This is a genomic window from Rhodanobacter denitrificans, assembly GCF_003335105.1.
Classification (GTDB): Bacteria; Pseudomonadota; Gammaproteobacteria; order Xanthomonadales; family Rhodanobacteraceae; genus Rhodanobacter; species Rhodanobacter denitrificans_A.
Genome location: NZ_QFWQ01000004.1, coordinates 63,958 through 85,358 on the forward strand (window position 1 = coordinate 63,958; position 21,401 = coordinate 85,358).

The 21,401-nt window shown below is 69.8% G+C and carries 23 protein-coding genes; all 23 read left to right on the plus strand.

Translation table 11 applies throughout. The features are described 5' to 3' along the window. The first annotated feature begins 4 nt into the window (after window positions 1-4). Window positions 5-421, plus strand: a complete 417-nt coding sequence (fliS, locus tag DEO45_RS05970) for a flagellar export chaperone FliS (RefSeq protein ID WP_114341389.1) — start codon at window positions 5-7, stop codon at window positions 419-421. Further along, complete coding sequence (gene fliT / locus DEO45_RS05975; RefSeq protein ID WP_114341390.1) at window positions 418-696, plus strand: flagellar protein FliT; 279 nt, start codon at window positions 418-420, stop codon at window positions 694-696. Before fliS ends, fliT begins: the two co-directional genes overlap by 4 nt. After that, window positions 662-1,336, plus strand: a complete 675-nt coding sequence (locus DEO45_RS05980) for a PilZ domain-containing protein (protein ID WP_223250814.1) — start codon at window positions 662-664, stop codon at window positions 1,334-1,336. Before fliT ends, DEO45_RS05980 begins: the two co-directional genes overlap by 35 nt. Window positions 1,337-1,681: 345 nt before the next feature. Beyond that, entirely contained in the window at window positions 1,682-3,106 is a 1,425-nt protein-coding gene (locus tag DEO45_RS05985; RefSeq protein WP_114341392.1) for a sigma-54 dependent transcriptional regulator, read from the plus strand. A gap of 127 nt (window positions 3,107-3,233) precedes the next feature. Beyond that, window positions 3,234-3,563, plus strand: a complete 330-nt coding sequence (fliE, locus tag DEO45_RS05990; RefSeq protein ID WP_114341393.1) for a flagellar hook-basal body complex protein FliE — start codon at window positions 3,234-3,236, stop codon at window positions 3,561-3,563. Window positions 3,564-3,610: 47 nt separating this feature from the next. Beyond that, window positions 3,611-5,311, plus strand: coding sequence for a flagellar basal-body MS-ring/collar protein FliF (gene fliF / locus DEO45_RS05995; protein WP_114341394.1), 1,701 nt, complete (start codon window positions 3,611-3,613; stop codon window positions 5,309-5,311). Between the two features lie 16 nt (window positions 5,312-5,327). Further along, complete coding sequence (gene fliG, locus DEO45_RS06000) at window positions 5,328-6,317, plus strand: flagellar motor switch protein FliG (protein ID WP_262982186.1); 990 nt, start codon at window positions 5,328-5,330, stop codon at window positions 6,315-6,317. Continuing rightward, window positions 6,317-6,946 (plus strand): FliH/SctL family protein, encoded by a 630-nt coding sequence (locus DEO45_RS06005; protein WP_114341396.1) that lies wholly within the window; start codon window positions 6,317-6,319, stop codon window positions 6,944-6,946. The genes fliG and DEO45_RS06005 overlap by 1 nt, the downstream gene beginning before the upstream one ends. Further along, window positions 6,943-8,322 (plus strand): flagellar protein export ATPase FliI, encoded by a 1,380-nt coding sequence (fliI, locus tag DEO45_RS06010; protein WP_114341397.1) that lies wholly within the window; start codon window positions 6,943-6,945, stop codon window positions 8,320-8,322. The genes DEO45_RS06005 and fliI overlap by 4 nt, the downstream gene beginning before the upstream one ends. Next, a complete protein-coding gene (gene fliJ / locus DEO45_RS06015) occupies window positions 8,319-8,744 on the plus strand; it encodes a flagellar export protein FliJ (RefSeq protein WP_114341398.1) in 426 nt (141 codons plus the stop codon). The genes fliI and fliJ overlap by 4 nt, the downstream gene beginning before the upstream one ends. 64 nt (window positions 8,745-8,808) lie before the next feature. Beyond that, on the plus strand, window positions 8,809-9,891 hold the full coding sequence (locus DEO45_RS06020) for a flagellar hook-length control protein FliK (RefSeq protein WP_114341399.1): 1,083 nt from the start codon (window positions 8,809-8,811) through the stop codon (window positions 9,889-9,891). Window positions 9,892-10,176: 285 nt separating this feature from the next. Next, entirely contained in the window at window positions 10,177-10,680 is a 504-nt protein-coding gene (locus DEO45_RS06025; RefSeq protein WP_114341400.1) for a flagellar basal body-associated FliL family protein, read from the plus strand. A gap of 14 nt (window positions 10,681-10,694) precedes the next feature. Further along, window positions 10,695-11,711: a flagellar motor switch protein FliM gene (fliM, locus tag DEO45_RS06030; protein WP_114341401.1), complete on the plus strand. Its 1,017-nt coding sequence runs from the start codon at window positions 10,695-10,697 to the stop codon at window positions 11,709-11,711. Then, window positions 11,708-12,055 carry a flagellar motor switch protein FliN gene (gene fliN / locus DEO45_RS06035; protein ID WP_114341402.1) on the plus strand — a complete coding sequence of 116 codons (348 nt, stop codon included), beginning with the start codon at window positions 11,708-11,710 and terminating at the stop codon, window positions 12,053-12,055. The genes fliM and fliN overlap by 4 nt, the downstream gene beginning before the upstream one ends. 4 nt (window positions 12,056-12,059) lie before the next feature. Then, entirely contained in the window at window positions 12,060-12,476 is a 417-nt protein-coding gene (gene fliO / locus DEO45_RS06040) for a flagellar biosynthetic protein FliO (protein ID WP_223250802.1), read from the plus strand. After that, window positions 12,473-13,219 (plus strand): flagellar type III secretion system pore protein FliP, encoded by a 747-nt coding sequence (gene fliP, locus DEO45_RS06045; RefSeq protein WP_114341403.1) that lies wholly within the window; start codon window positions 12,473-12,475, stop codon window positions 13,217-13,219. Before fliO ends, fliP begins: the two co-directional genes overlap by 4 nt. A 775-nt stretch (window positions 13,220-13,994) precedes the next feature. Next, the gene (fliQ, locus tag DEO45_RS06050) at window positions 13,995-14,264 is read left to right on the plus strand and encodes a flagellar biosynthesis protein FliQ (protein ID WP_007506969.1); all 270 of its coding nucleotides are present in this window, start codon (window positions 13,995-13,997) and stop codon (window positions 14,262-14,264) included. Then, complete coding sequence (gene fliR / locus DEO45_RS06055; protein ID WP_114341404.1) at window positions 14,261-15,031, plus strand: flagellar biosynthetic protein FliR; 771 nt, start codon at window positions 14,261-14,263, stop codon at window positions 15,029-15,031. The genes fliQ and fliR overlap by 4 nt, the downstream gene beginning before the upstream one ends. A gap of 3 nt (window positions 15,032-15,034) precedes the next feature. Next, window positions 15,035-16,171, plus strand: coding sequence for a flagellar biosynthesis protein FlhB (gene flhB, locus DEO45_RS06060; protein ID WP_114341405.1), 1,137 nt, complete (start codon window positions 15,035-15,037; stop codon window positions 16,169-16,171). 15 nt (window positions 16,172-16,186) lie between these two features. After that, entirely contained in the window at window positions 16,187-18,280 is a 2,094-nt protein-coding gene (flhA, locus tag DEO45_RS06065) for a flagellar biosynthesis protein FlhA (protein WP_114341406.1), read from the plus strand. A gap of 124 nt (window positions 18,281-18,404) precedes the next feature. Continuing rightward, window positions 18,405-19,682 (plus strand): flagellar biosynthesis protein FlhF, encoded by a 1,278-nt coding sequence (flhF, locus tag DEO45_RS06070; protein ID WP_114341407.1) that lies wholly within the window; start codon window positions 18,405-18,407, stop codon window positions 19,680-19,682. A gap of 14 nt (window positions 19,683-19,696) precedes the next feature. Next, the gene (locus DEO45_RS06075) at window positions 19,697-20,632 is read left to right on the plus strand and encodes a MinD/ParA family ATP-binding protein (RefSeq protein WP_114341408.1); all 936 of its coding nucleotides are present in this window, start codon (window positions 19,697-19,699) and stop codon (window positions 20,630-20,632) included. Next, window positions 20,629-21,357: an RNA polymerase sigma factor FliA gene (locus tag DEO45_RS06080; RefSeq protein ID WP_114341409.1), complete on the plus strand. Its 729-nt coding sequence runs from the start codon at window positions 20,629-20,631 to the stop codon at window positions 21,355-21,357. Before DEO45_RS06075 ends, DEO45_RS06080 begins: the two co-directional genes overlap by 4 nt. Window positions 21,358-21,401 lie beyond the last annotated feature (44 nt).

Consider the following 21,401-nt stretch of genomic DNA (forward strand, 5'->3'; position numbering starts at 1 on the left):
GGTCATGGGATTCGGCTACGGCGCAGGCGCCTACCAGCAAGTCCGCTCGCACGGCGGGGTGGAATCGGCCGATCCGCACGGGCTGATCACGCTGCTGATGGATGGCGCACTGGAGCGCCTGGTGAAGGCCCGCGCGCACATGCTGCGCGGCGAGGTCGCGGCGAAGGGCGAGGCGATCTCGCGTTGCATCGAGATCATCGGCGGTCTGCGCGGCAGCCTCGAGCCCAAGGCGGACCCGGTGCTGGTCGGCCGGCTGGATTCGCTCTACGACTACATGAGCCGCCGCCTGCTGCAGGCGAACCTGCGCGACGACGCCAGCCTGATCGACGAGGTCAGCAACCTGCTGCAGCCGATCCGCGACAGCTGGGTGCAGATCGGCCCAGCCGCACAAGCTGCGGCAGGCGTGCAGGCACGGCCATGAGCCTGCTGGAACGTGCCCTCCAACTGACCCGCGACATGCTGGCCGCGGCGGGCGCGCAGGAGTGGACCCGGCTGATCGAGCTGGAAGCGGAGCGTGCCCCGCTCGTGTTGCGCGAGCACGGGCCGGATCCGGATAGCCGCGCCCGGCTGGGCGAGATTCTGGCGTACGATCGCCAATTGCAGGCGCTGGTGGGCAGCGCGCGGGACACGGCGGCCGGGCAGTGGCAGCGCGAAGTTGACCGTGCCCGTGCGATCGCCGCCTACCGGCAGCCGTGACGGGTACCGGCTGCTGATACCCGATTCCCGCAAGGCCGCCGGCGTGGCGGCTTTCGGCATCCCGTCCCCCCCGCGGAGCCACACCATGACCATCAGCAGCTGGGACGATTTCGAACAACGGCTGAGCAGCGAGGAAAGCCTGCACGCCGACAGCGAGCCGCTCGACTGGCCGCCGTCGCAGGCGCTGCTGCTGCGCCTGGCCGAGCGCAACGCGAACACGCTGGCGGCGATCGCCGCGCTGGAAGAGCGCCGCGCCGACATCGGCGAGGACGACAGCCCGCTGATGCAGGAAATGCTGCGGCTGGACGCCAAGCTCACCGCAATGGTGGACATCGTCAATCACCTGCTGGTGCCCGCCGGCACACTGCCGCCGCGCCAGTCGCTGCGCTTCAATGCGGCCGGCGCGCTGTTGCCCGCCATGCTGGTGCCGCCGGGCGGGGCAGTGTTGCTGCGGCTGCGCTTCGACGCATGCCGCAGCCTGCCGCTCGAGCTCGCGGCACGGGCGGAACGCCAACTCGACGACGGCCGGGTCTTCGTGGCGTTTGCGCCGCAGGGCGAGATGCTGGGTGACGCAATTGAGCGGTTGGTATTTCGCCATCATCGACGCAAAGTGGCAGAGGCCCGCCAGCTGGCCGGATGAACCATGGCATCGCCGGCGCACCAAGTGTGATGAGGTTCGCAATTACGAAAGACGGTTCGCACCATCCATGATGACCGTCACATCGCCTGCGCGATTGGCGTCACGTAAACGTTTCCATATAAACATTTTGCGTTTCATGCAGTTACATCCAGCCTTCACGTATGTGGAGGTGGACCTGGCACGGCGTTTGGCCGACATGTGACGTTTTGTTGCCGCGTCGGTCAGCGAAGCTGGCCTCCTTATTGCTCACGCTTCATCAGGCCGGCGACGGAAAGTCGGCACCGATGAAAAGGCCGTCCCGCGGGAAGCAGGGGACTGCCAAATGTGAGGCAAGGAGAAACTGCGATGCAAAAATTCGACTTCCTGGTCATCGAGTCCGATCAGGCACGCGCAAGCTCGGTGCTTTCGGCGCTTCACTTCCTGGGTTATCGGCCGCAGCACGCTGCCAGCTGCGACGGCGTGGACGAATCCACCCACGCCTGGCGCGCCGTGTATGTCGGCAGCATCGACGACATGGCCGAGGCCGAACGCCAGTTCGCCCTGCTCGGCGGCGCGGCGGCCCATGTCCCGGTGCTGCTGGCCAGCGACTCGCCTTGGCTCGAACGCTTCAGCGCCCCGGCATCGTCGTTTGCCGCGCGGATCGCCACCCTGGCGTTCCCGCTGCGCTACGAGAAGATGGCCGAGGCGATGCGCAACCTCTATGCGCGCCTGCTCGGCGGCCAGTCCGGCGCCTTGCGCTTCGTCGGCAACTCGACGCCGATGGTCCGCGTCAACGCGCTGATCCGCCAGGTCGCGCCGTTCGATTCGAGCGTGCTGGTACTGGGCGAATCGGGCACCGGCAAGGAGATGGTGGCGCGGGCGATCCACGAGCAGTCGCCGCGCCGCGACAAGCCGTTCGTGGCGATCAACTGCGGAGCGATCCCGGCCGAGTTGCTGGAAAGCGAATTGTTCGGCCACGAGAAGGGTTCCTTCACCGGGGCGATCAGCGCCCGCAAGGGCCGCTTCGAGATGGCCGAGGGCGGCACCCTGTTCCTCGACGAGATCGGCGACATGAGCCTGCCGATGCAGGTGAAGCTGCTGCGCGTGCTGCAGGAGCGCGCGTACGAGCGGATCGGCGGCACCCGGACCCAGCGCTGCGACGTGCGCATCATCGCCGCCACGCACCGCAACCTGGAGCAGTCGATCGCCAACGGCCAGTTCCGCGAGGACCTGTTCTATCGCCTCAGCGTGTTCCCGCTGGAGCTGCCGGCGCTGCGCGAGCGGCTGGAGGACCTGCCGACCCTGATCGACGAGTTCAACCTGCGGCTGGCCCGTCGCGGCCTCGGCGTGGTGCGCTTCAGTGCCGGTGCGATGCAGGCGCTGCGTGCGCATGCGTGGCCGGGCAACGTGCGCGAGCTTTCCAACCTGGTCGAGCGGATGGCGATCCTGTTCCCGCACGGCGAAGTGCGCAGCAGCGAGCTGCCGGAAAAATATCGCTGCCGGCAGGCGGCCGACGAAGCGCGCGGCGCGGCCCTGCTGGCGCTGATGGAGGACGAGCCGCAGTCGAATGACGGTGGCGTGCATCCGGCGGACGAAGCGCTGCGCCTGCTGCCCGAGGACGGCCTCGACCTGAAGGATCACCTGGCCGACATCGAGGTGAGACTGATCCGCCAGGCCCTCGACGCCGCCGGCGGCGTGGTGGCGCACGCCGCGCGCCTGCTGCACATGCAACGCACCACCCTGGTGGAGAAGCTGCGCAAGTACGGCCTGCAGAACAGCCTGGCGGCATAGGCCGCGGCCGGAGGCGCGGATCGGCGCAGCAGCAGCGTCGCCATCCGCATCGCCATGGCACGGCTCGTGCATTTATCCCTGGCAAACCCGTCACGCGCCGGGATTCCGTCACGAGGCAACCATCGACATGAGCACCATCGACGTCAACAACCTGCTTGCCCAGATGCGCCAGATGACGGCGCAGGTGCGCCTGCCGGAAACCGCCGTCAAGGCGGCGCCGGCAGGCGGCGGGCAGGCCGACTTCTCCGCGCTGCTCAGGCAGTCCATCTCCGCGGTGGGTCGCAGCCAGATGGAGGCGGGCAACATGGCCGCGAGCTTCGAGCGCGGCGACCCCGGCGCCGATCTCGGCCGCACCATGATCGCGGTGCAGAAGGCCGACCTCTCGCTGCGCACGATGGTCGAGGTGCGCAACAAGCTGGTCGATGCGTACAAGGACATCATGAACATGCCGGTCTGACGCGCCCGCGCCGACCTTCGACTCCGCCCTAGCCAACGAGCAGCAGCATGGCAGACAACGCCATCGCGACTACCGCAAACAACGGTACGCGCCTGGATCCCTTCAAGCAGATCGCCAGCAATCCGGCAACGCGCCAGCTCATGCTGCTGGTGGCGGTGGCCGCGGCGGTGGCGCTGGGCGTGGCGGTGGTGCTGTGGTCGCGCGGACCGAGCTATGGCCTGCTGTATGCCGGGCTGGAGCAGAAGGACGCCGCGGCGATCACGCAGGAACTGCAGGCCAGCAACACGCCTTACCAGCTGGGCAACGACGGCGCGTCAATCATGGCGCCGGCTGCCGACCTTGCCGCGCTGCGGCTCAGGCTGGCCGCGAAGGGACTGCCGCAGGGCAGCGCCGCCAGCAGCGCGCTGCCCGCCGCCGATTCGCCGTTCGGCATGAGCGATCTGGCCGAGCGTACCCGTTACCAGCAGCTGCTGGAGACCGATCTGGGCACCACCATCGGCGGCTTGCAGTCGGTACGCGCCGCGCGCGTGCACCTGGCGCTGCCGAAGCCCTCGGCCTTCATCCGCGACAGCCGCGAGGCCAGCGCATCGGTGCTGGTCACGCTGTATCCGGGGCGCCAGCTCGATGCCGGCCAGGTGGCGGCGATCGTGCACCTGGTCGCGGCCAGCGTGCCGGAACTGGACCCGCGCCAGGTTTCGGTGATCGACCAGCAGGGGCAGTTGCTGACCAGCGACCCGGACAGCCCGGGTGCGGTGGGCGACAACCGCCTGCGCATGACGACGCGCATCGAGAACACCTACGCCCAGCGCATCGAGGAACTGCTGACGCCGCTGGTCGGCCCCGGCCGCGTGCGCGCACAGGTCTATGCGGACCTGGATTTCAGCCAGAGCGAGAAGGCCACCGAAACCTTCGGCCACGATCATCCGGCCCTGCGCAGCGAGCAGACCAGCAGCGAGCAACGCGGCGGCGGCGCCGCTGCGGCAGGCGGCGTGCCCGGCGCACTCAGCAACCAGCCGCCGGCCCTGGTGGCGCAGCCGACCGCGGCCAGGCCGGAGGCCGGCAAGCCCGGCAGCGCCGGCGCGGCGGCGACGACCACCAGCGGTACCGGCGAGAACTCCAGCAGCGCCACCCGCAACTACGAACTCGACCGCACCATCAGCCATGTCAGCGACCCGGCCGGCCGCCTGGCCCGCCTCACCGTGGCGGTGGTGCTGGACGACAAGCTGGTCGCTCCCGCCACCGATTCGGCCAGTGGCGCGGCCACGGAGGCCAAGAGCGTGCCGTTCAGCGCGCAGGAGCTGCAGCGCCTGACCGAGCTGACCAAGAACGCGGTGGGCTTCAACGCCGCGCGCGGCGACAGCGTCAGCGTGGTCAACCAGGCATTCCATCGCGACCCCGCGCCGGATGCGCTGCCGGCGATGCCGCTGTGGGAGCGGCCCGGCGCGATGGAGCTGCTCAAGCAGGGGCTCGGCGTGCTGGTCGCGCTGCTGGTGGCGTTCGGCCTGCTGCGCCCGCTGCTGAAGGGGCTGCTGCGCGGCGAGGCGACGACGCGCGCGCTGCCGGCGCCGATGCCGAAGATATCGGTGCGCGTGGAGGACGAGCCGGCGGCCAACGAGCCGGCCCGGCTCGATGCCGCGCCGGCACTCGCATACGAGCAACGCATCGGCCAGGCGCGGCGGATGGTGGGCGAAAACTCCAGGCAGGTGGCGCAAGTGGTGAGGAACTGGGTGAGCGAAGATGGCAACTAACCGTTCCGACGCAACCATCAGCGGCGCGCAGCGCGCGGCCATCCTGCTGCTGACGCTCGGCGAGCAGGACGCCGCCGAGGTGCTCAAGCATCTCAGCGCGCGCGACGTGCAGGCGGTGGGCACCGCCATGGCGGCACTCTCCAGCGTATCGCGCGAGCACGTCGAGCACGTGCTGGAGAAGCTCAACGAGGACATGGGCCGGCAGACCTCGCTGGGCGTGGGTACCGAGGAATACATCCGCAAGATCCTGGTCAACGCGCTGGGCGAGAGCAAGGCCGGCGGCCTGATCGACCGCATCCTGCTCGGCCGCAGCAGCAAGGGATTGGAATCGCTGAAGTGGATGGAGAGTCGCGCCATCGCCGAGATGATCAACCAGGAGCATCCGCAGATCATCGCGCTGGTGCTGGCGCATCTGGAGCCCGACCAGGCGGCCGAGGTGATCGGCTACCTGCCGCCGCGCGTGCGCTCCGACGCGGTGATGCGCATCGCCACGCTGGACGGCGTGCAGCCGCATGCGCTGAACGAGCTGGACGAGATCATGGAGCGCCAGTTCTCCGGCAATACCAAGAAACTGAAGTCCGCCAGCGTCGGCGGCCTGAAGGCTGCCGCCGACATCCTCAACGCGATGGACAGCAGCCGCGAAACCGAACTGATGACCGCGATCCGCAGCCACGACGAGGCGCTCGGTGGGCGCATCGAGGACCTGATGTTCGTCTTCGACGACCTGGCGGAGCTGGACGACCGCGGCATGCAGCAGCTGCTGCGCGAAGTGCCGTCGGGCACCCTGGTCACCGCGCTCAAGGGCGCCGAGCCGGAAGTGCGCGAGAAGATCTTCGCCAACATGTCCAAGCGCGCCGCCGACATGATGCGCGACGACCTCGAGGTGAAGGGGCCGGTGCGCCTGAGCGAGGTGGATGCCGCGCAGAAGGAAGTGCTGGCCACCGCCAGGAAGCTTGCCGATGCCGGCCAGCTCAGCCTGAGTTCCGGCGGGGATGAGTACGTCTGATGGCGGCCGCGGTCCACAACGCGGTGGCGGATTTTCAGCGCTGGGAGCTGCCGAACGTGGGCACCCACCCGGCATCGTCGAACGCGGCGGACGCATCGCCGCAACCGACCGTGCGCGAGCTGGCGGCGCTCGAGCAGCAGGCGCGCGAGGAGGGTTATGCCGCCGGCCTCGCCGAAGGCCGCGAGGCGGCGCGGCTGCAATTGCACCAGCGACTGGCCCAGCTCGACGCGCTGTACGAAGCGGCGGCACGTCCGCTGCTGGCGCTCGACGAGCAGACCGGGCAGGAACTGGCGCGGCTGGCCACGGTGGTGGCCGGCCGGGTGATCGCGCGCGAGCTGCGGCTGTCGCCCGACCTGGTCGCGCGCGCCGTGCGCGAGGCGGCCGGCGCGCTGCCGGCGGCCACCCGCGAGCTTCGGGTGCACGTGCATCCGGATGATCTGGCGTTGCTGCGTGAGCTGGGAGCGGCCGAAAGCCATTGGCAGCTGCTGGCCGATCCGGCGCTGAGTCGCGGCGACTGCCGGCTGGAGAGCGAACGTTCGCGCCTCGACGCGCGGGTGGAAACCCGCCTGGCGGCGGTGATCGATGCCGTGCTCGGCGACGATGCCGAATCCCCCGGCGGTGACGCATGAGCGCCGGGGTCGATCGCGATGTCACCGATGGCGCGCGCCGCGCGCGCTGGCAGCGGCGGTTTGCCCGCTACGCCGCGCGCGCCGGTGCGGCGCGCACGCTGACGGTGGAAGGCAGCCTGCGCCGCGTGGTCGGCCTGACCCTGGAAGCTGAAGGCTGCGAGGCCGCGCTCGGCGCGCGCTGCCTGGTCGACACGGCCGACGGCGCCCGACTCGAAACCGAAGTGGTCGGCTTTGCCGACGAACGCCTGCTGCTGATGCCGGTGGGCGACATGCATGGCGTGTTGCCGAACGCCCGGGTCCGCCCGTACGCGCACAGCGGCGGCCTGCCGGTCGGTCGGCAGCTGCTGGGCCGGGTGATCGGCGCCGACGGCGTGCCGCTGGATGGGCTGGGCGCGCTGGAATCGGACGAGCACGCCGCGCTCAAGCGCGAACCGATCAACCCGATGGCACGCAAGCCGATCGACGCGCCGCTGGACGTCGGCGTGCGCGCGATCAACGCACTGCTCACCGTGGGCCGCGGCCAGCGGCTGGGGCTGTTCGCCGGTTCCGGCGTGGGCAAGTCGACCCTGCTCGGCATGATGACCCGCTACACCAACGCCGACGTGGTGGTGGTCGGCCTGATCGGCGAGCGCGGCCGCGAGGTGAAGGAATTCGTCGAGCACACGCTGGGCGAGGAAGGGCGGCGGCGCGCGGTGATCGTCGCCGCGCCGGCCGACGCGCCGCCGCTCAAGCGCCTGCGCGGCGCGCAGTACGCCACCGCGATCGCCGAGTGGTTCCGCGATCGCGGCCAGCGCGTGCTGCTGCTGATGGATTCGCTTACCCGCTACGCCCAGGCGCAGCGCGAGATCGCGCTGGCGATCGGCGAGCCGCCGGCGACCAAGGGTTACCCTCCGTCGGTGTTCGCGATGATGCCGGCGCTGGTCGAGCGCGCCGGCAACGACGCCGAGGGGCGCGGCTCGATCACTGCGTTCTACACCGTGCTGACCGAGGGCGACGACTATCGCCACGACCCCATTGCGGACGCGGCCAGGGCGATCCTGGACGGCCATATCGTGCTGTCGCGCGACCTCGCCGAAGCCGGCCATTACCCGGCCATCGACATCGAGGCGTCGATCAGCCGCGTGATGCCGGCGGTGGTTGCGCGCGGGCATCTGCGCGCGGCGCAGCGCTTTCGCCAGGTCTCTTCCGCCTACCGTCAGCAACGCGACCTGATCGCGGTGGGCGCGTACCAGAAGGGTTCCGATCCGCAGGTCGACCAGGCGATCGAGATGTGGCCGCAGCTGCGCGCCTTCCTGCAGCAGGAAGTCGACGAGCCGATGGCGCTCGATACCGCCATCGACCAGCTCGCCGCCCTCGCCGAACAGGTGACCGGATGAATTCGCGCACGAAACAGCTGGAACCCGCGGTGGAGCAGGCCAGGCAGCGCAGCGAGGATGCGCTGGCGAAACTGGCGGCGCAGCAGCAGCAACTGGCCAGGGCCGAGCTGCAGCTCAGCGAACTGCAGCGCTACCGCGGCGAGTACGCCGCCGCCGGCAATGCCGCGCTGGGCGTGGCGGCGCTGCTCAACCGCCAGAAATTCGTCGAGCGGATCGACCAGGCGATCACGCAGCAGAGCACCGAGGTCGGCCGCCAGAGCCGGCAGCTGGAACAGATGCGGGAACGTTGGCAGCAGGCGCACGCGCGCGAAAGCGCGCTGGACAGTGTCGTCGCCCAGCACCGGGACCGCGAGCGCCACGCCGAGGCCCGCCACGAGCAAGCCGAAATCGACGAACGCATGCAGCACCGGCGGTTGCGATGAACGGCCCGATCGTGCAGCCCTCGCCGCCACCCGCCGCATTCCCTCGTGCAGGAAAGTCCTTGCCATGACCACGCCAGCCGTCGCCTCCGGCACGCCCGCACCGGCACCCGCGCGCGCCGCACCCGCAGACAGCCCCCGCGAAGATGTCCCCGCGCCGGGCACGTTCGACCGCCAGCTGCACGCGGCACGCCAGCAGCACGATGCGGTGGATGCGGATGCCTCGCCGAAGGCGACGGAACTCCGCGAGCAGCCGGCGCCGCCGCGCCAGTCGGACGCCGCCGGATCTGCCGCCGATCTGCAGGTCGCGACAAAACCCCAGCCGGCATCGGCGCCGGGCGCCGTGGTGGAGACGACGGATGCCACAGCGCCGGCAGTGAAAGCGTCGGCGGAAAAAGATGCTTCAGGCGAGCCGGCAGCGTCCGCTCTGGCCGGTGCCATGCTCGCGCTGCTCGGCCCGGCGGTCGCCGGCGTGCTGCGTCCCGCCGTGACCAAGGCCGTCGACGTCGTGCTGGCGAACGGCAAGAGCGTGGCCACCGACGTCGGCGTCGCCACGTCGCCGCAGCTCGACGCCGCCGCTGCTGCCGACCTGCCCGCGACGGCCGTGGTGGCGGCGGTATCCGGGCGCAACCCGTTGCCGGTGGTCGATACCGGCCATGATCCATCGAAGGACGCCGTGGCGCCGATCGCGCTGGCGAGCCAGCCGCCACCCGTCGCGCCGCTGGTTCCGCATCCGCTGCAGCTGCAGGCGCCGCCGGGCACCCCGGCGTTCGGCCAGGAGCTCGGCCAGCATGTGGCCTGGCTGGGCGGGCAGGACATCAAGCAGGCGCGGATCCGGCTGCATCCCGAGGAGCTGGGCTCGCTCGACGTCAATGTCAGCGTGACGCACGGTCGCGTGGACGTGGTGTTCAGCGCACAACATCCGGCCGCCGTGGCAGCCGTGCAGCAGGGCCTGCCGCAGCTGGACCAGATGCTGGCCCGGCACGGCCTCTCGCTGGGCCACGCCGAGGTGGGACAGCACGATCGCGGCGATGGGCGCCGTCGCGCCGGACATGCCGGCGCGGGCGTGCCGGACGAGATCGCCGAAGTCCATGGCATCGGCCCGGCGGCATCGCCGGTGCGGGTCGGGCTGCTCGACGCGTTCGCGTAACGCGCGCGGATCCGCGCGCTTCGCTGCATCCGCCCTTTCCAGTTTTTTTCCGTGCGTGGAAATCGCCGGTGCGGGAGCGCGCCCGCGCCGCCGGCTCCCACGTCGCGAACGCGTCGCGACGGTGCGCCGGCAGGCGTCAAGAAAGCGCCGCGCGCCGTGCCGCGCTCGTATGCGATGCCCGCAAATCCAGCCGGGGCAACGTTTCCCGTGGATGGCACGTGGCTTGCTTCTGCTGGTTGGCGCTCACGCCGAGCGCATTCCGAACCATGGCAGACCGAGGTTTTCATGATCGACGACGAACAAGCCGGAGCGGTGGTCGACGCACCGGCGGAGCGCAACAGCCGCAAGCCGATGCTGATCGGCGTGGCCGTGGCGTTGCTGCTGGCGCTGGGTGCCGGCGGCTACGTCTGGCAGGCGCGCCAGGGCACGCACGCCGCGACCGGCAGGGCGAAGGCCCCCGACGTCGGCAAGGCCGAGCTGTACCTGCCGATGGATCCGGCCTTCGTGGTGAATTTCCGCGACGCCGAGTCGCTGCGTTACCTGCAGGTGGGGGTGACCCTGATGTCGCACGATCCCGAGGCGATCAACGTGGCGAAGACCGCCGATCCGGTGCTTCGCGATGCCCTGGTGGCGCTGTTCAGCAACCAGGACTACTCGATCATCAGCGACGCCGCCGGCCGCCAGAAGCTGCAGGAGCAGGCGCTGGGCGCGGTGCGCAAGATCGTCCAGGCCCGGCTCGGCCGGCCCGGCATCGACGCGCTGTATTTCACCAGCTTCGTGATGCAGTAACGGATGCCGCGCGCATGAGCGATCTGCTTTCCCAGGACGAGATCGACGCGCTGCTCGACGGCGTCGCCGGCGGTGCGGTGAGCACCGGCAGCGACGAGCCGTTGCCGCCCGATGCGGTGCTCACCTACGACTTCACCCAGCAGGATCGCATCGTGCGCGGTCGCCTGCCCACGCTGGAGATGGTCAACGACCGCTTCGCGCGGTTCTTCCGCGCCGGCGTGTTCAGCGTGCTGCGCAAGACCTGCGAGGTCTCGGTGCTGGGCGTGAAGATGGTCAAGTTCGCCGAGTATGTGCACGGCCTGGCGGTGCCGAGCAACCTGAACCTGGTGCGCATCAAGCCGCTGCGCGGCACCGCACTGGTGGTGTTCGAGCCGCGCCTCGTGTTCACCGTGATCGACAACTTCTTCGGCGGCGACGGCCGCTATCACGCCCGAATCGAAGGGCGCGACTTCACCGCCACCGAGAACCGCGTTATCCAGATCATGCTGGGCGAGTTGTTCGGTGCCATGGCCGAGGCGTGGGCGCCGGTGCTGGGCCTGCAGTTCGAGTACCAGAACTCGGAGATCAACCCGCAGTTCGCCAACATCGTCAGCCCGACCGAGACGGTGGTGGTATCGCGCTTCCACGTCGAGCTCGACGGCGGTGGCGGCGAGATCCACCTGACCCTGCCGTACGCGATGGTCGAGCCGATCCGCAACCTGCTCGATGCCGGCGTGCAGAGCGACCGCGCCGACCGCGACGACCGCTGGGCGGAGATGCTGCAGGAGGAGGTGCTCGATGCGGAAGTGGGCCTCAGCTCGCTGCTGCTCGACGTGCAGCTCAGCCTCGGCGAGTTCCTGCACTTGCGGCCGGGCGACGTGATCCCCGTGCAGCTGCCCGAACTGGCCACCGTCTATGCCGAAGACGTGCCGGTGTTCCGCGGCCGCTACGGCCAGTCCGGCGGCCGCAACGCCGTGCGTTTCCATGTCCAGGCCGGTCGGCGCGAAAGGCGCACGGCCGGCGAACTTTCCAGAGAGAAGAATCCCGCATGAGCCAGCCTACTGAAGCTGCGTTCGCCAACGCCGGCGAGCGCGTCGAGTTCGATTCGCTGCACGGCACCGCCGCTGGCAGCGGCGAGGTCAACCTCGACATGATCCTTGATGTGCCGGTGACCCTGGCGATGGAGGTCGGCCGCACCCGCATCAGCATCCGCAACCTGCTGCAGCTGAACCAGGGTTCGGTGGTGGAGCTGGACCGCGCCGCCGGCGAACCGCTGGACGTGTTCGTCAACGGCACCCTGGTGGCGCACGGCGAGGTGGTGGTGATCAACGAGAAGTTCGGCATCCGCCTGACCGACGTGATCAGCCCGGCCGAGCGCGTACGCAAGTTGCGGTGAAGCCGTGAACAGGGAATCGGGAATCGGGAACAGGTTCGTTGCGCTGGCGCTGGCGCCGACGGCGCTGCCGGCGGCCGACGTCAACGTTGGAGGCGAGCTGCTGCGCGTGGTGCTCAGCCTGGCCGCGGTGGTGGCGCTGATCTTCGTGGCGGGCTGGCTGAGCCGACGCCTGCAGGTGCGCGGCCGGCCGGGCGGGCGGCGCATCCGCTGCGTGGAGGCGATGGCGGTGGGCGCGCGCGACCGCGTGCTGCTGCTCGACGCCGATGGCAAGCGCCTGCTGGTCGGCGTGGGCCCGGGCGGCATGCGCACGCTGCACGTCTACGACAGCATGCCGGCCGAGCCCGTGGCGGTCGAACAACCCGGCGCTCTGGCGCTCCCCGCGTTCGGCGAGCTGCTGGCGCGCTGGAAGCGCGGCTCATGAGGACGTGGCGCTGGATCGTCGCCGTGTCGCTGCTGTTGTTGCCGCTGGCGACGCTGGCGGCACCGCCGGGGATACCGCTGGTGAACGTGCAGAGCGCGCCCGGCGGCGGTCAGAACTGGACGCTGTCGTTGCAGGTGCTGGCGTTGATGACGGCGCTGACCCTGCTGCCGGCGATCGCGCTGATGATGACCTCGTTCACCCGCATCGTCATCGTGCTCGGCTTCCTGCGCCAGGCATTGGGCACGCAGTCGACGCCGCCGAACCAGGTGCTGCTGGGGCTGTCGCTGTTCCTCACCCTGTTCGTGATGTCGCCGGTGCTCAATCGCGCCTATGTCGACGGCGTGAAGCCGTACATGGACGGCCAGCTCGCCGCCGAGCAGGCGTTGCCGGCGGCCGCGGCACCGTTCAAGCGCTTCATGCTCGACCAGACCCGCGAGGCCGACCTGCAGCTGTTCACCCGGCTGGCCCGCGAGAAGCCCTACGCCGGCAAGGCCGACGTGCCGTTCAAGGTGGCGATGCCGGCGTTCCTTACCAGCGAGCTGAAGACCGCGTTCCAGATGGGCTTCCTGCTGTTCATCCCGTTCCTGATCATCGATCTGGTGGTGGCAAGCGTATTGATGTCGATGGGCATGATGATGGTCTCGCCGATGATCATCTCGCTGCCGTTCAAGATCATGCTGTTCGTGCTGGTGGATGGGTGGACGCTGTTGCTTGGGACCCTGGCCGGGAGCTTCTACACGTGACCGCGCATCGTCTGGCGCATGGCTTTGCAGGAGCCGGCTCGCGGGCGATGCTCTCGCGTGCCTGTGCATTTAGAGCGAAGAGCTTTCGTGCGCCGTTGGCGCCCGAGTTACTTTCTCTTTGCGTGGCCAAAGAGAAAGTAACCAAAGAGAAAGGCCACCCCGCTTCCGCGCCTTGCGGGCATCCTGCCCGCAAGGTTCGCGGCCGGGCTACGGGGTTTTTCGACAGCACATCCTGTGCTGGCGAAAAACTGGCCGGCCACCCTGCGGGCTTTCCTGCGCCTGCCCGCCGCTGCAGAGGGGGCCCGGGTAGAGCAGCGGGCCATCGTGGCCCGCACCCGGTGATGAAGCTGGAAAGCAAAAGCGGCAGAGCAGAGCTCCGTGCTGCTGTTGCCTTGCTGCGGTTGTTGCCTTGGCTGTTGCTGTGGCTCTTTCGAGGAGTGCGGGCCACGATGGCCCGCTGCTCTACCCGGGGCCCCTGTGCGGCGGTGAGTCGGGGACGACAGGCCGCGCAGCGGGCATCGACATGGATGTCGATGCCTTTTCGCACGGGCAGGATGCCCGTTCGAAAAGCCCGGCCCCGGCTCACGGACTTGCCGGGCAGGATGCCCGGCAAGCGCCAAGCGGGGTGCTCTTTCTCTTTGGTTACTTTCTCTTTGAGCACGCAAAGAGAAAGTGACTCGCCCTCCGAAGGAGGACGAAAGCTTTTCGCTTTGAAACCAGCAAAAGCATTGCGACTGAAGTCGCTCCTGCAGATGAGCGCCACCGGAGCCTCCCCATGACCCCCGAATCCATCATGGAAATCGGCCAGCACGCGCTATACGTGGCCATGCTGGTGGCCGCGCCGCTGCTGCTCACCGCGCTGGCGGTGGGTCTGCTGGTGGGCGTCATCCAGGCGGCCACGCAGATCAACGAGATGACGCTCAGTTTCATCCCCAAGCTGATCGCGATGGCGCTGGTGGCGCTGATCGCCGGGCCGTGGATGTTGCGCCTGCTGGTGCAGTACACCACGCAGCTGATCGAGAGCCTGCCGGGCGCGGTCAGATGACGGCGCTGGACCTGGCGCAGTTGCCGGCGTGGCTGGGCAGCCTGTTCTGGGCGATCGGCAGGGTGAGCGGGCTGTGCCTGGTGGCGCCGGTGTTCAGTGCGACGGTGGTTTCGGCGCGGATCCGCATCGGCGTGGTGGTGGTGCTGTCGCTGGTGCTGGCGCCGCTGGCGCCGGCGACGATCGATCCGCTCAGCGGCGACGGCGTGGCGACGATGGCCGGGCAGCTGCTGATCGGCGCGGCAGTGGGCTTCGTGCTGAAGCTGGTGTTCGAGGCGGTCTCGTTCGGCGGCGAGCTGGTGGGACAGAGCATGAGCCTGGGTTTCGCCGAGGTGGTCAACCCGCAGGCCGGCGGCAGCGCGAACGTGCTGAGCGAGTTCTACCTGCTGCTGGTGACCCTGCTGTTCCTCGCGATGGACGGCCACCTGCGGCTGATCGCGCTGCTGGCCGACAGCTTCCGCAGCCTGCCGCCGGGCGCGCCGGCGATCGATGCGAACGGCCTGCACGCGGTGGCCGGCTTCGCGGCGGAGCTGTTCTCCGGCGCGGTGCGCGTGGCGCTGCCGGCGATGACCTCGCTGCTGGTGGTGAACATCGGCTTCGCCGCGATCAGCCGCGCGGCGCCGTCGATGAACCTGTTCGCGGTGGGCTTCCCGATCACCGTATCGCTGGGCTTCATCGCCCTGTGGCTGGCGCTGCGCAGCCTGCCGGGCGCGTTCGCGGCGTTGCAGGACGACGCCTGGTCGCTGATGCGCAACCTGCTGGGAGGTTGAGCCGTGAGCGACGACAGCGACCAGGAAAAAACCGAACAACCTACCGAAAAACGGCTGCGCGAATCGCGCGAGAAGGGCGAGGTTCCGCGTTCGCGCGACCTTTCCGGCGCGGTGGTGGTGCTGGCCGGCGTGGCGGCGCTGATCAGTGGCGGTGACGGCGCGCTGCGGCATGCCCGGCGGATCTTCGCGCTGGGCCTCGGCTACTCGCGCGAGGCATTGCTCTCCGACGCGTTGCCGGGCCGTGCGCTGCACGCGGCGGTGAGCGAGGCGCTCGGCCTGTTCGCGCCGGTGGCGCTGGCCACGCTGCTGGCCGCCGTTGCCGCGCCGCTGCTGCTGGGTGGGCTGAATTTCAGCGCGCAGGCGCTGCAGCCGAAGTTCGACCGGCTCGACCCGATCAAGGGGCTGGGCCGGATCTTCGCGATGCGCGGCCTGGTCGAGCTGGGCAAGGCGCTGCTGAAGCTGCTGTTCATCGGCGCGGTGCTGGCCCTGCTGCTGCGGCACTGGCAGGGCGAGCTGCAGGCCACCGGGCGCGGCCCGGTGATGGCGGGCATCGCGCAGTCGATCGGCCTGCTCGGGCGCGCCGCGCTGTGGTTCGGCTCGATGCTGGCGCTGATCGGCGGCATCGACGCCCTCTACCAGAAGTTCGACCACGCGAAAAACCTGCGCATGACCCGGCAGGAAATTCGCGACGAGATGAAGGAGAGCGAGGGCAACCCCGAGATGAAGGGGCGCATCCGCCAGGTGCAGCAGGCACAGGCGCGCCGCCGCATGATGGAGGAACTGCCCCGGGCCGACGTGGTGGTGGTCAACCCCACCCATTTCGCGGTGGCCTTGCGCTACGACGACGGGCGCATGGGTGCGCCGCGGGTGATCGCCAAGGGCGTCGACGTGCTGGCGCAGCAGATCCGCCTGGTGGCGGGCAGTCATCGCATCCCGCTGGTCGAGGCGCCGCCGTTGGCACGCGCCTTGTATGCAACCACTGAACTGGGCCGGGAAATCCCCGCCGCGCTGTACGTGGCGGTGGCCCAGATCCTCGCCTACGTCTACCAGTTGAAGCAGGCCGCGGCGCAGGGCGAAGCGCCGCCGCCGGCACCCACCCCCGAGATCGATCCCGATCTGATGGGCCCTTACCGCGAATAACGACGAGTCAAATCCATGACGGGTGCCGACGTACTGGGCAACTTCAAACAGCTGGCGCGACGCGGCGCCGGCGCGCCGGTGATGATGCTGGTGATGCTGGCGATGCTGATGTTGCCGCTGCCGCCGTTTCTGCTCGACATGCTTTTCAGCTTCAACATCGCACTGTCGCTGGTGATCCTGCTGGCGGTGGTCTACGTGATGCGCCCGCTGGAGTTCGCCGCGTTTCCCACCGTGGTGCTAATGGCGACCCTGCTGCGCCTCGCACTGAACATCGCTTCCACCCGCGTGGTGCTGCTGCACGGGCACGACGGCCCCGGCGCCGCCGGCAAGGTGATCGAGGCGTTCGGCGAGTTCGTCATCGGCGGCAACTTCGCGGTCGGCCTGGTGGTGTTCGCGATCATCACCATCATCAACTTCGTGGTGGTCACCAAAGGCGCCACCCGCGTGTCGGAAGTGACCGCACGGTTCACCCTGGACGCGATGCCCGGCAAGCAGATGGCGATCGACGCCGACTTGAACGCCGGCCTGCTGACCCAGGAGCAGGCCCGGGAGCGGCGCCAGGAAGTGCGCGAGGAAGCGGACTTCTACGGCTCGATGGACGGCGCCTCGAAGTTCGTGCGCGGCGACGCCACCGCCGGCATCCTGATCCTGATCATCAACATCGTCGGCGGCTTCTTCGTCGGCGTGATGCAGCATGGCCTGTCGGCTGCCGAGTCGGCCCGGACCTACACCCTGCTGACCATCGGCGACGGCCTGGTGGCGCAGGTGCCGGCGCTGATGCTGTCGGTGGCGGCGGCGATCATCGTCACCCGCGTGTCGAAGTCGCAGGACATGGGCAAGCAGGTGATCGGCCAGGTGTTCGGCCAGCCGCGCGCGCTTGGCGTGGCGGCGGCGGTGCTGACCGTGATGGGGCTGATCCCCGGCATGCCGAACGTGGCGTTCCTGCTGCTCGGCGCCAGCTGCGGCGGCGCGGCGTGGCTGCTCTTGAAGCGCGAGCGCGATACCCGCGCCAGGCTGGCCGAGTCGATCGCCGAGAAGCCGGCCGCCGCGGTGGCGCCCGAGCGCGTCGAGCTGGGCTGGGAAGACGTGGCCAGCGTCGATCCGCTGGGCCTGGAGGTGGGCTACCGGCTGATTCCGCTGGTCGACGTGCACCAGGGCGGCGAGCTGATGGGGCGGATCAAGTCGGTGCGCCGCAAGCTGTCGCAGGAGCTGGGCTTCCTGGTGCCGGCGGTGCACATCCGCGACAACCTGGACCTCGGTCCGAACACCTACCGGATCACCCTGATGGGCGTGCCGATGGGCGAGGCCGAGGTGCACAACGAACGGCTGATGGCGATCAACCCGGGCCAGGTGCACGGCGCGCTGCAGGGCATCGCCACGCAGGACCCGGCGTTCGGGCTGGAGGCGGTGTGGATCGAGAGCGGCCAGCGCGAACTGGCGCAAAGCTACGGCTACACCGTGGTCGACCCGGCCACGGTGATCGCCACGCACCTGTCGCACATCCTGCAGGGCCACGCGCACGAGCTGCTCAGCCACCAGGACGTGCAGCAGCTGCTGGACCGGCTGGCCGCCACCGCGCCGAAGCTGGTCGAGGACCTGGTGCCCAAGCGGCTGGCGCTGGGCGTGGTGGTGAAGGTGCTGCAGAACCTGCTGGCTGAGCGGGTGCCGATCCGCAACATGCGCAGCATCGTCGAATCCTTGGCGGAGCATGCGGGGCAGAGTCAGGATCCCGGCGTCCTGACCGCCGCGGTGCGCGTGGCGCTGGGGCGGCAGATCGTGCAGGAGATCACCGGCCTGGGCACCGAAGTGCCGGTGATCACGCTGGCGCCCGAGCTCGAACAGATCCTGCTGGGCTCGCTCTCCGGCGGCGGTGGCGTGGCCGGCGCAGCGGTGGAGCCGGGCCTGGCCGACCGCCTGCAGCAGAGCGTGGCCGACGCCGCGCGTCGCCAGGAGTTGAGCGGCGAACCGGCGGTGCTGCTGGTCGCGCCGCTGCTGCGGCCATGGCTCGCACGCTTCACCCGCCACGTGGCACAAAACCTGCACGTACTGGCTTACAACGAAGTGCCCGATAACCGTCGGGTGCGACTGGTACAGGCGCTGGGTCGATGAAAAGCCGGGATTCGGGATTCGGGATGGGGGATTCGCAAAAGCGGTTCGCGCCGGTTGGTGGCGCGCTTGCCCTGTCCGGATCCCCCGTCCCTAATCCCGCATCCCGCTTGCGGAGCAGGCACACATGAAGATCAAACGTTTCGTGGCGGCGGACATGCGCCAGGCGATGCGCGAAGTGCGCGAGGAGCAGGGCCCGGAAGCGGTGATCCTGTCCACCCGCCGGTTCGAGGAAGGCATCGAGGTGATCGCCGCGATCGACTACGACGAGGCGCTGGTGCGCGAGGCAGCCAGGCACGGCGCGCCGTCCACCGAGCCGTCGCTGGCCGCGGCCGATGCCGTGGCGGCGCCGATGCTGCATGCCGCCCGGGACGAAGCGGAGCCCGAGTCCCCGCCGCGGCCCTCGCCGATGCGCCAGGCCGTCGCCGCCCGCGCAGCGAAGAACCCGTCGGCCATGCACCCGCTGATGGAGCGTGCCGCGCAGGACACGGCGCAGCTGCGCAACGAGCTGGGCGACTTGCGCGCGATGCTGGAGGTGCAGCTGTCGAGCCTCGCCTGGAATGACATGGAACGGCGCCAGCCGCTGCGTGCCCGCGTGCTGCGCGAGATGACGCGGCTGGGCATCGAGTCCGACGTTGCGCGCGCGCTGGTGGCCGAGCTGCCGGAGAAGATCAGCGCCGAGCAGGCGCGCTACCTGCCGCTGGGCATGCTCAGCCGCAGCCTTACCGTGAGCGGACGCGGCCTGTGCGGCGACCGGCGCGGCGTCACCGCGCTGGTCGGGCCCACCGGCGTGGGCAAGACCACCACCATCGCCAAGCTGGCCGCGCGCGCGGTGATGCAGCAGGGCGCCGACCAGGTGGCGCTGGTCAGCACCGACCACTACCGCATCGGCGCCGCCGCGCAACTGGAACACTACGGCCGGCTGCTCGGCGTGCGGGTCTATCCGGCCTATGACGCGGCCAGCCTGCGCAAGGTGCTGGAGATGCTGCGCGACCGCCACACCGTGCTGATCGACACCGCCGGCGTGGGCGGCAGCGACCCGCGGCTCGCGCAGCAACTGGAGACCCTCGCCGACGCCGGCGAGCTGCGCGCCTGCCTGGTGCTGGTCGCCAACGCGCAGTCGCAGGCGCTGGACGACGCGGTGCGCGCCTACCTGCCGCTGCGGCCGCACGCCTGCATCCTGACCAAGCTGGACGAGGCGCCGAACCTGGGCGGCGCGCTGTCGGTGCTGATCCGGCACCGGCTGCCGCTGGACTACACCACTGACGGCCAGCGCGTGCCCGAGGACATCGCCACGGCGGATGCGCGCGTGCTGGTGTGCCGCGCCGCGCAGTCGCTCAGGGGCGAGGTGCCCGATGACGGCCTGATGGCCGAGCGCTTCGGCCTCGCGGTGGCCGAAGCATGAGCGGAGTACTTGCAATGGACCAGGCTTCGGGGCTGCAGCGGATGCTGTCGGCCATGGTCGGCCGGCCGGTGCCGGAAGCGGCGGGCAGCCACCAGGCCGGCGGCCTGCCGACCGCGGCGCCGGCGACCCGCCGCATGTGCCGCGCGATCGCCGTGGCCGGCGGCAAGGGCGGCGTCGGCAAGAGCACGGTGGCGGTGAACCTGGGCATGGCACTGTCGGCCGCCGGCCATGAAGTGATCCTGCTGGACGCCGACATGGGACTGGCGAACGTCGACGTGATGCTCGGCCTTACCCCGTCGCGCCACGTCGGCCACCTGCTCGACGGCGAATGCACGCTGGAGGAGTTGCTGCTGCCCGCGCCGCGCGGCCTGCGCGTGGTGCCGGCCGGTTCCGGCGCGCGCCGGCTGGCGCAGCTGGACAACGGCGAGCATGCCGCGATCATCCGTGCTTTCGACGAGCTGGCGCAACCACCCGAGTACCTGCTGGTCGATACCGCTGCCGGGCTTTCCGACAACGTGACCATGTTCGCCGCCGCCGCCGCGGAGGTGATCCTGGTGGTGTGCGACGAGCCGGCCTCGCTGACCGATGCGTATGGACTGGCCAAGGTGCTCAGCCGCGATTTCGGCGTGCGCCGCCTGCGCATGGTCGCCAACATGGTGCGCAACGAGGGCGACGCGCGGCAGCTGCACCACAAGCTGGCGCGCGTCAGCGACCGCTTCCTCGACGTGGTGATCGACTTCTGCGGATGGGTGCCGCACGACGAGCGCCTGCGGCAGGCCATCCGGCGGCAATCCGCGGTCGTCGACCTGTGGCCTTCCAGCCAGTCGTCGCTGGCATTCAAGAAATTGGCCGGTGCGGTCGATAAGTGGGCGGAACCCGAACGTACGGGCCTCGACCGGATTGCCTTCTTTGGTGGCCGGGAGACACCGGCGCAGGGGATGCCGAGATGAGCGTGGCTTCGGAATATCTGCAACTTTCCCGCGAGAGTGCCGACGAACTGGTACGTCGGCACGCGCCGCTGGTCAGGCGGATCGCCTATCACCTGATGGGGCGGCTGCCGGCCAGCGTCGACGTGGGCGACCTGATCCAGGCGGGAATGATCGGCTTGCTGGAGGCGGCGCGTCACTTTGCCCTCGATCGCGGGGCCAGCTTCGAGACGTATGCGGGCATCCGCATCCGCGGCGCGATGCTGGACGAACTGCGCCGCACCGACTGGACCCCGCGTTCGGTGCACCGCAAGACCCGCGAGGTGGCCGAGACGATCCGCCAGATCGAGACCGAGACCGGCGCCGAGGCGGACGACGCCGAGGTGATCCGCCGGCTCGGGATCAGCGCGGAGGAGTATCACCAGGTGCTCGCCGACGCGGCCTGCTCGCGCCTGCTCAGCCTCACCGCCTCGGACGACGGCGAGGAGAGCGGCGTGCTGGACGTGGCCGACGAGAACGGCCTGGGGCCGCCGGAGAGCATCGAGCACGACGGCATGCGCGAGGCGCTGGTCGAGGCCATCGGCGAACTTCCGGAGCGCGAGCAGCTGGTCATGTCGCTGTATTACGAGCAGGAGCTGAACCTGAAGGAGATCGGCGCGGTGCTCGGCGTGAGCGAGTCGCGGGTCTGCCAGATCCACGGGCAGGCCGTGATCCGGCTCCGCGCGAGGCTCGCCGGCTGGCGCGGATGAGCAGCCGGCCACACCCCATCAATCCCCGGGGCCGCACGCCGGCC

Coding starts and splice junctions, on each gene's coding strand:
- fliS (WP_114341389.1), top strand. CDS start 5: ATGGGATTCGGCTACGGCGCAGGCGCCTACCAGCAAGTCCGCTCGCAC.
- fliT (WP_114341390.1), top strand. CDS start 418: ATGAGCCTGCTGGAACGTGCCCTCCAACTGACCCGCGACATGCTGGCC.
- DEO45_RS05985 (WP_114341392.1), top strand. CDS start 1,682: ATGCAAAAATTCGACTTCCTGGTCATCGAGTCCGATCAGGCACGCGCA.
- fliE (WP_114341393.1), top strand. CDS start 3,234: ATGAGCACCATCGACGTCAACAACCTGCTTGCCCAGATGCGCCAGATG.
- fliF (WP_114341394.1), top strand. CDS start 3,611: ATGGCAGACAACGCCATCGCGACTACCGCAAACAACGGTACGCGCCTG.
- DEO45_RS06005 (WP_114341396.1), top strand. CDS start 6,317: ATGGCGGCCGCGGTCCACAACGCGGTGGCGGATTTTCAGCGCTGGGAG.
- fliI (WP_114341397.1), top strand. CDS start 6,943: ATGAGCGCCGGGGTCGATCGCGATGTCACCGATGGCGCGCGCCGCGCG.
- fliJ (WP_114341398.1), top strand. CDS start 8,319: ATGAATTCGCGCACGAAACAGCTGGAACCCGCGGTGGAGCAGGCCAGG.
- DEO45_RS06020 (WP_114341399.1), top strand. CDS start 8,809: ATGACCACGCCAGCCGTCGCCTCCGGCACGCCCGCACCGGCACCCGCG.
- DEO45_RS06025 (WP_114341400.1), top strand. CDS start 10,177: ATGATCGACGACGAACAAGCCGGAGCGGTGGTCGACGCACCGGCGGAG.
- fliM (WP_114341401.1), top strand. CDS start 10,695: ATGAGCGATCTGCTTTCCCAGGACGAGATCGACGCGCTGCTCGACGGC.
- fliN (WP_114341402.1), top strand. CDS start 11,708: ATGAGCCAGCCTACTGAAGCTGCGTTCGCCAACGCCGGCGAGCGCGTC.
- fliP (WP_114341403.1), top strand. CDS start 12,473: ATGAGGACGTGGCGCTGGATCGTCGCCGTGTCGCTGCTGTTGTTGCCG.
- fliQ (WP_007506969.1), top strand. CDS start 13,995: ATGACCCCCGAATCCATCATGGAAATCGGCCAGCACGCGCTATACGTG.
- fliR (WP_114341404.1), top strand. CDS start 14,261: ATGACGGCGCTGGACCTGGCGCAGTTGCCGGCGTGGCTGGGCAGCCTG.
- flhA (WP_114341406.1), top strand. CDS start 16,187: ATGACGGGTGCCGACGTACTGGGCAACTTCAAACAGCTGGCGCGACGC.
- flhF (WP_114341407.1), top strand. CDS start 18,405: ATGAAGATCAAACGTTTCGTGGCGGCGGACATGCGCCAGGCGATGCGC.
- DEO45_RS06075 (WP_114341408.1), top strand. CDS start 19,697: ATGGACCAGGCTTCGGGGCTGCAGCGGATGCTGTCGGCCATGGTCGGC.
- DEO45_RS06080 (WP_114341409.1), top strand. CDS start 20,629: ATGAGCGTGGCTTCGGAATATCTGCAACTTTCCCGCGAGAGTGCCGAC.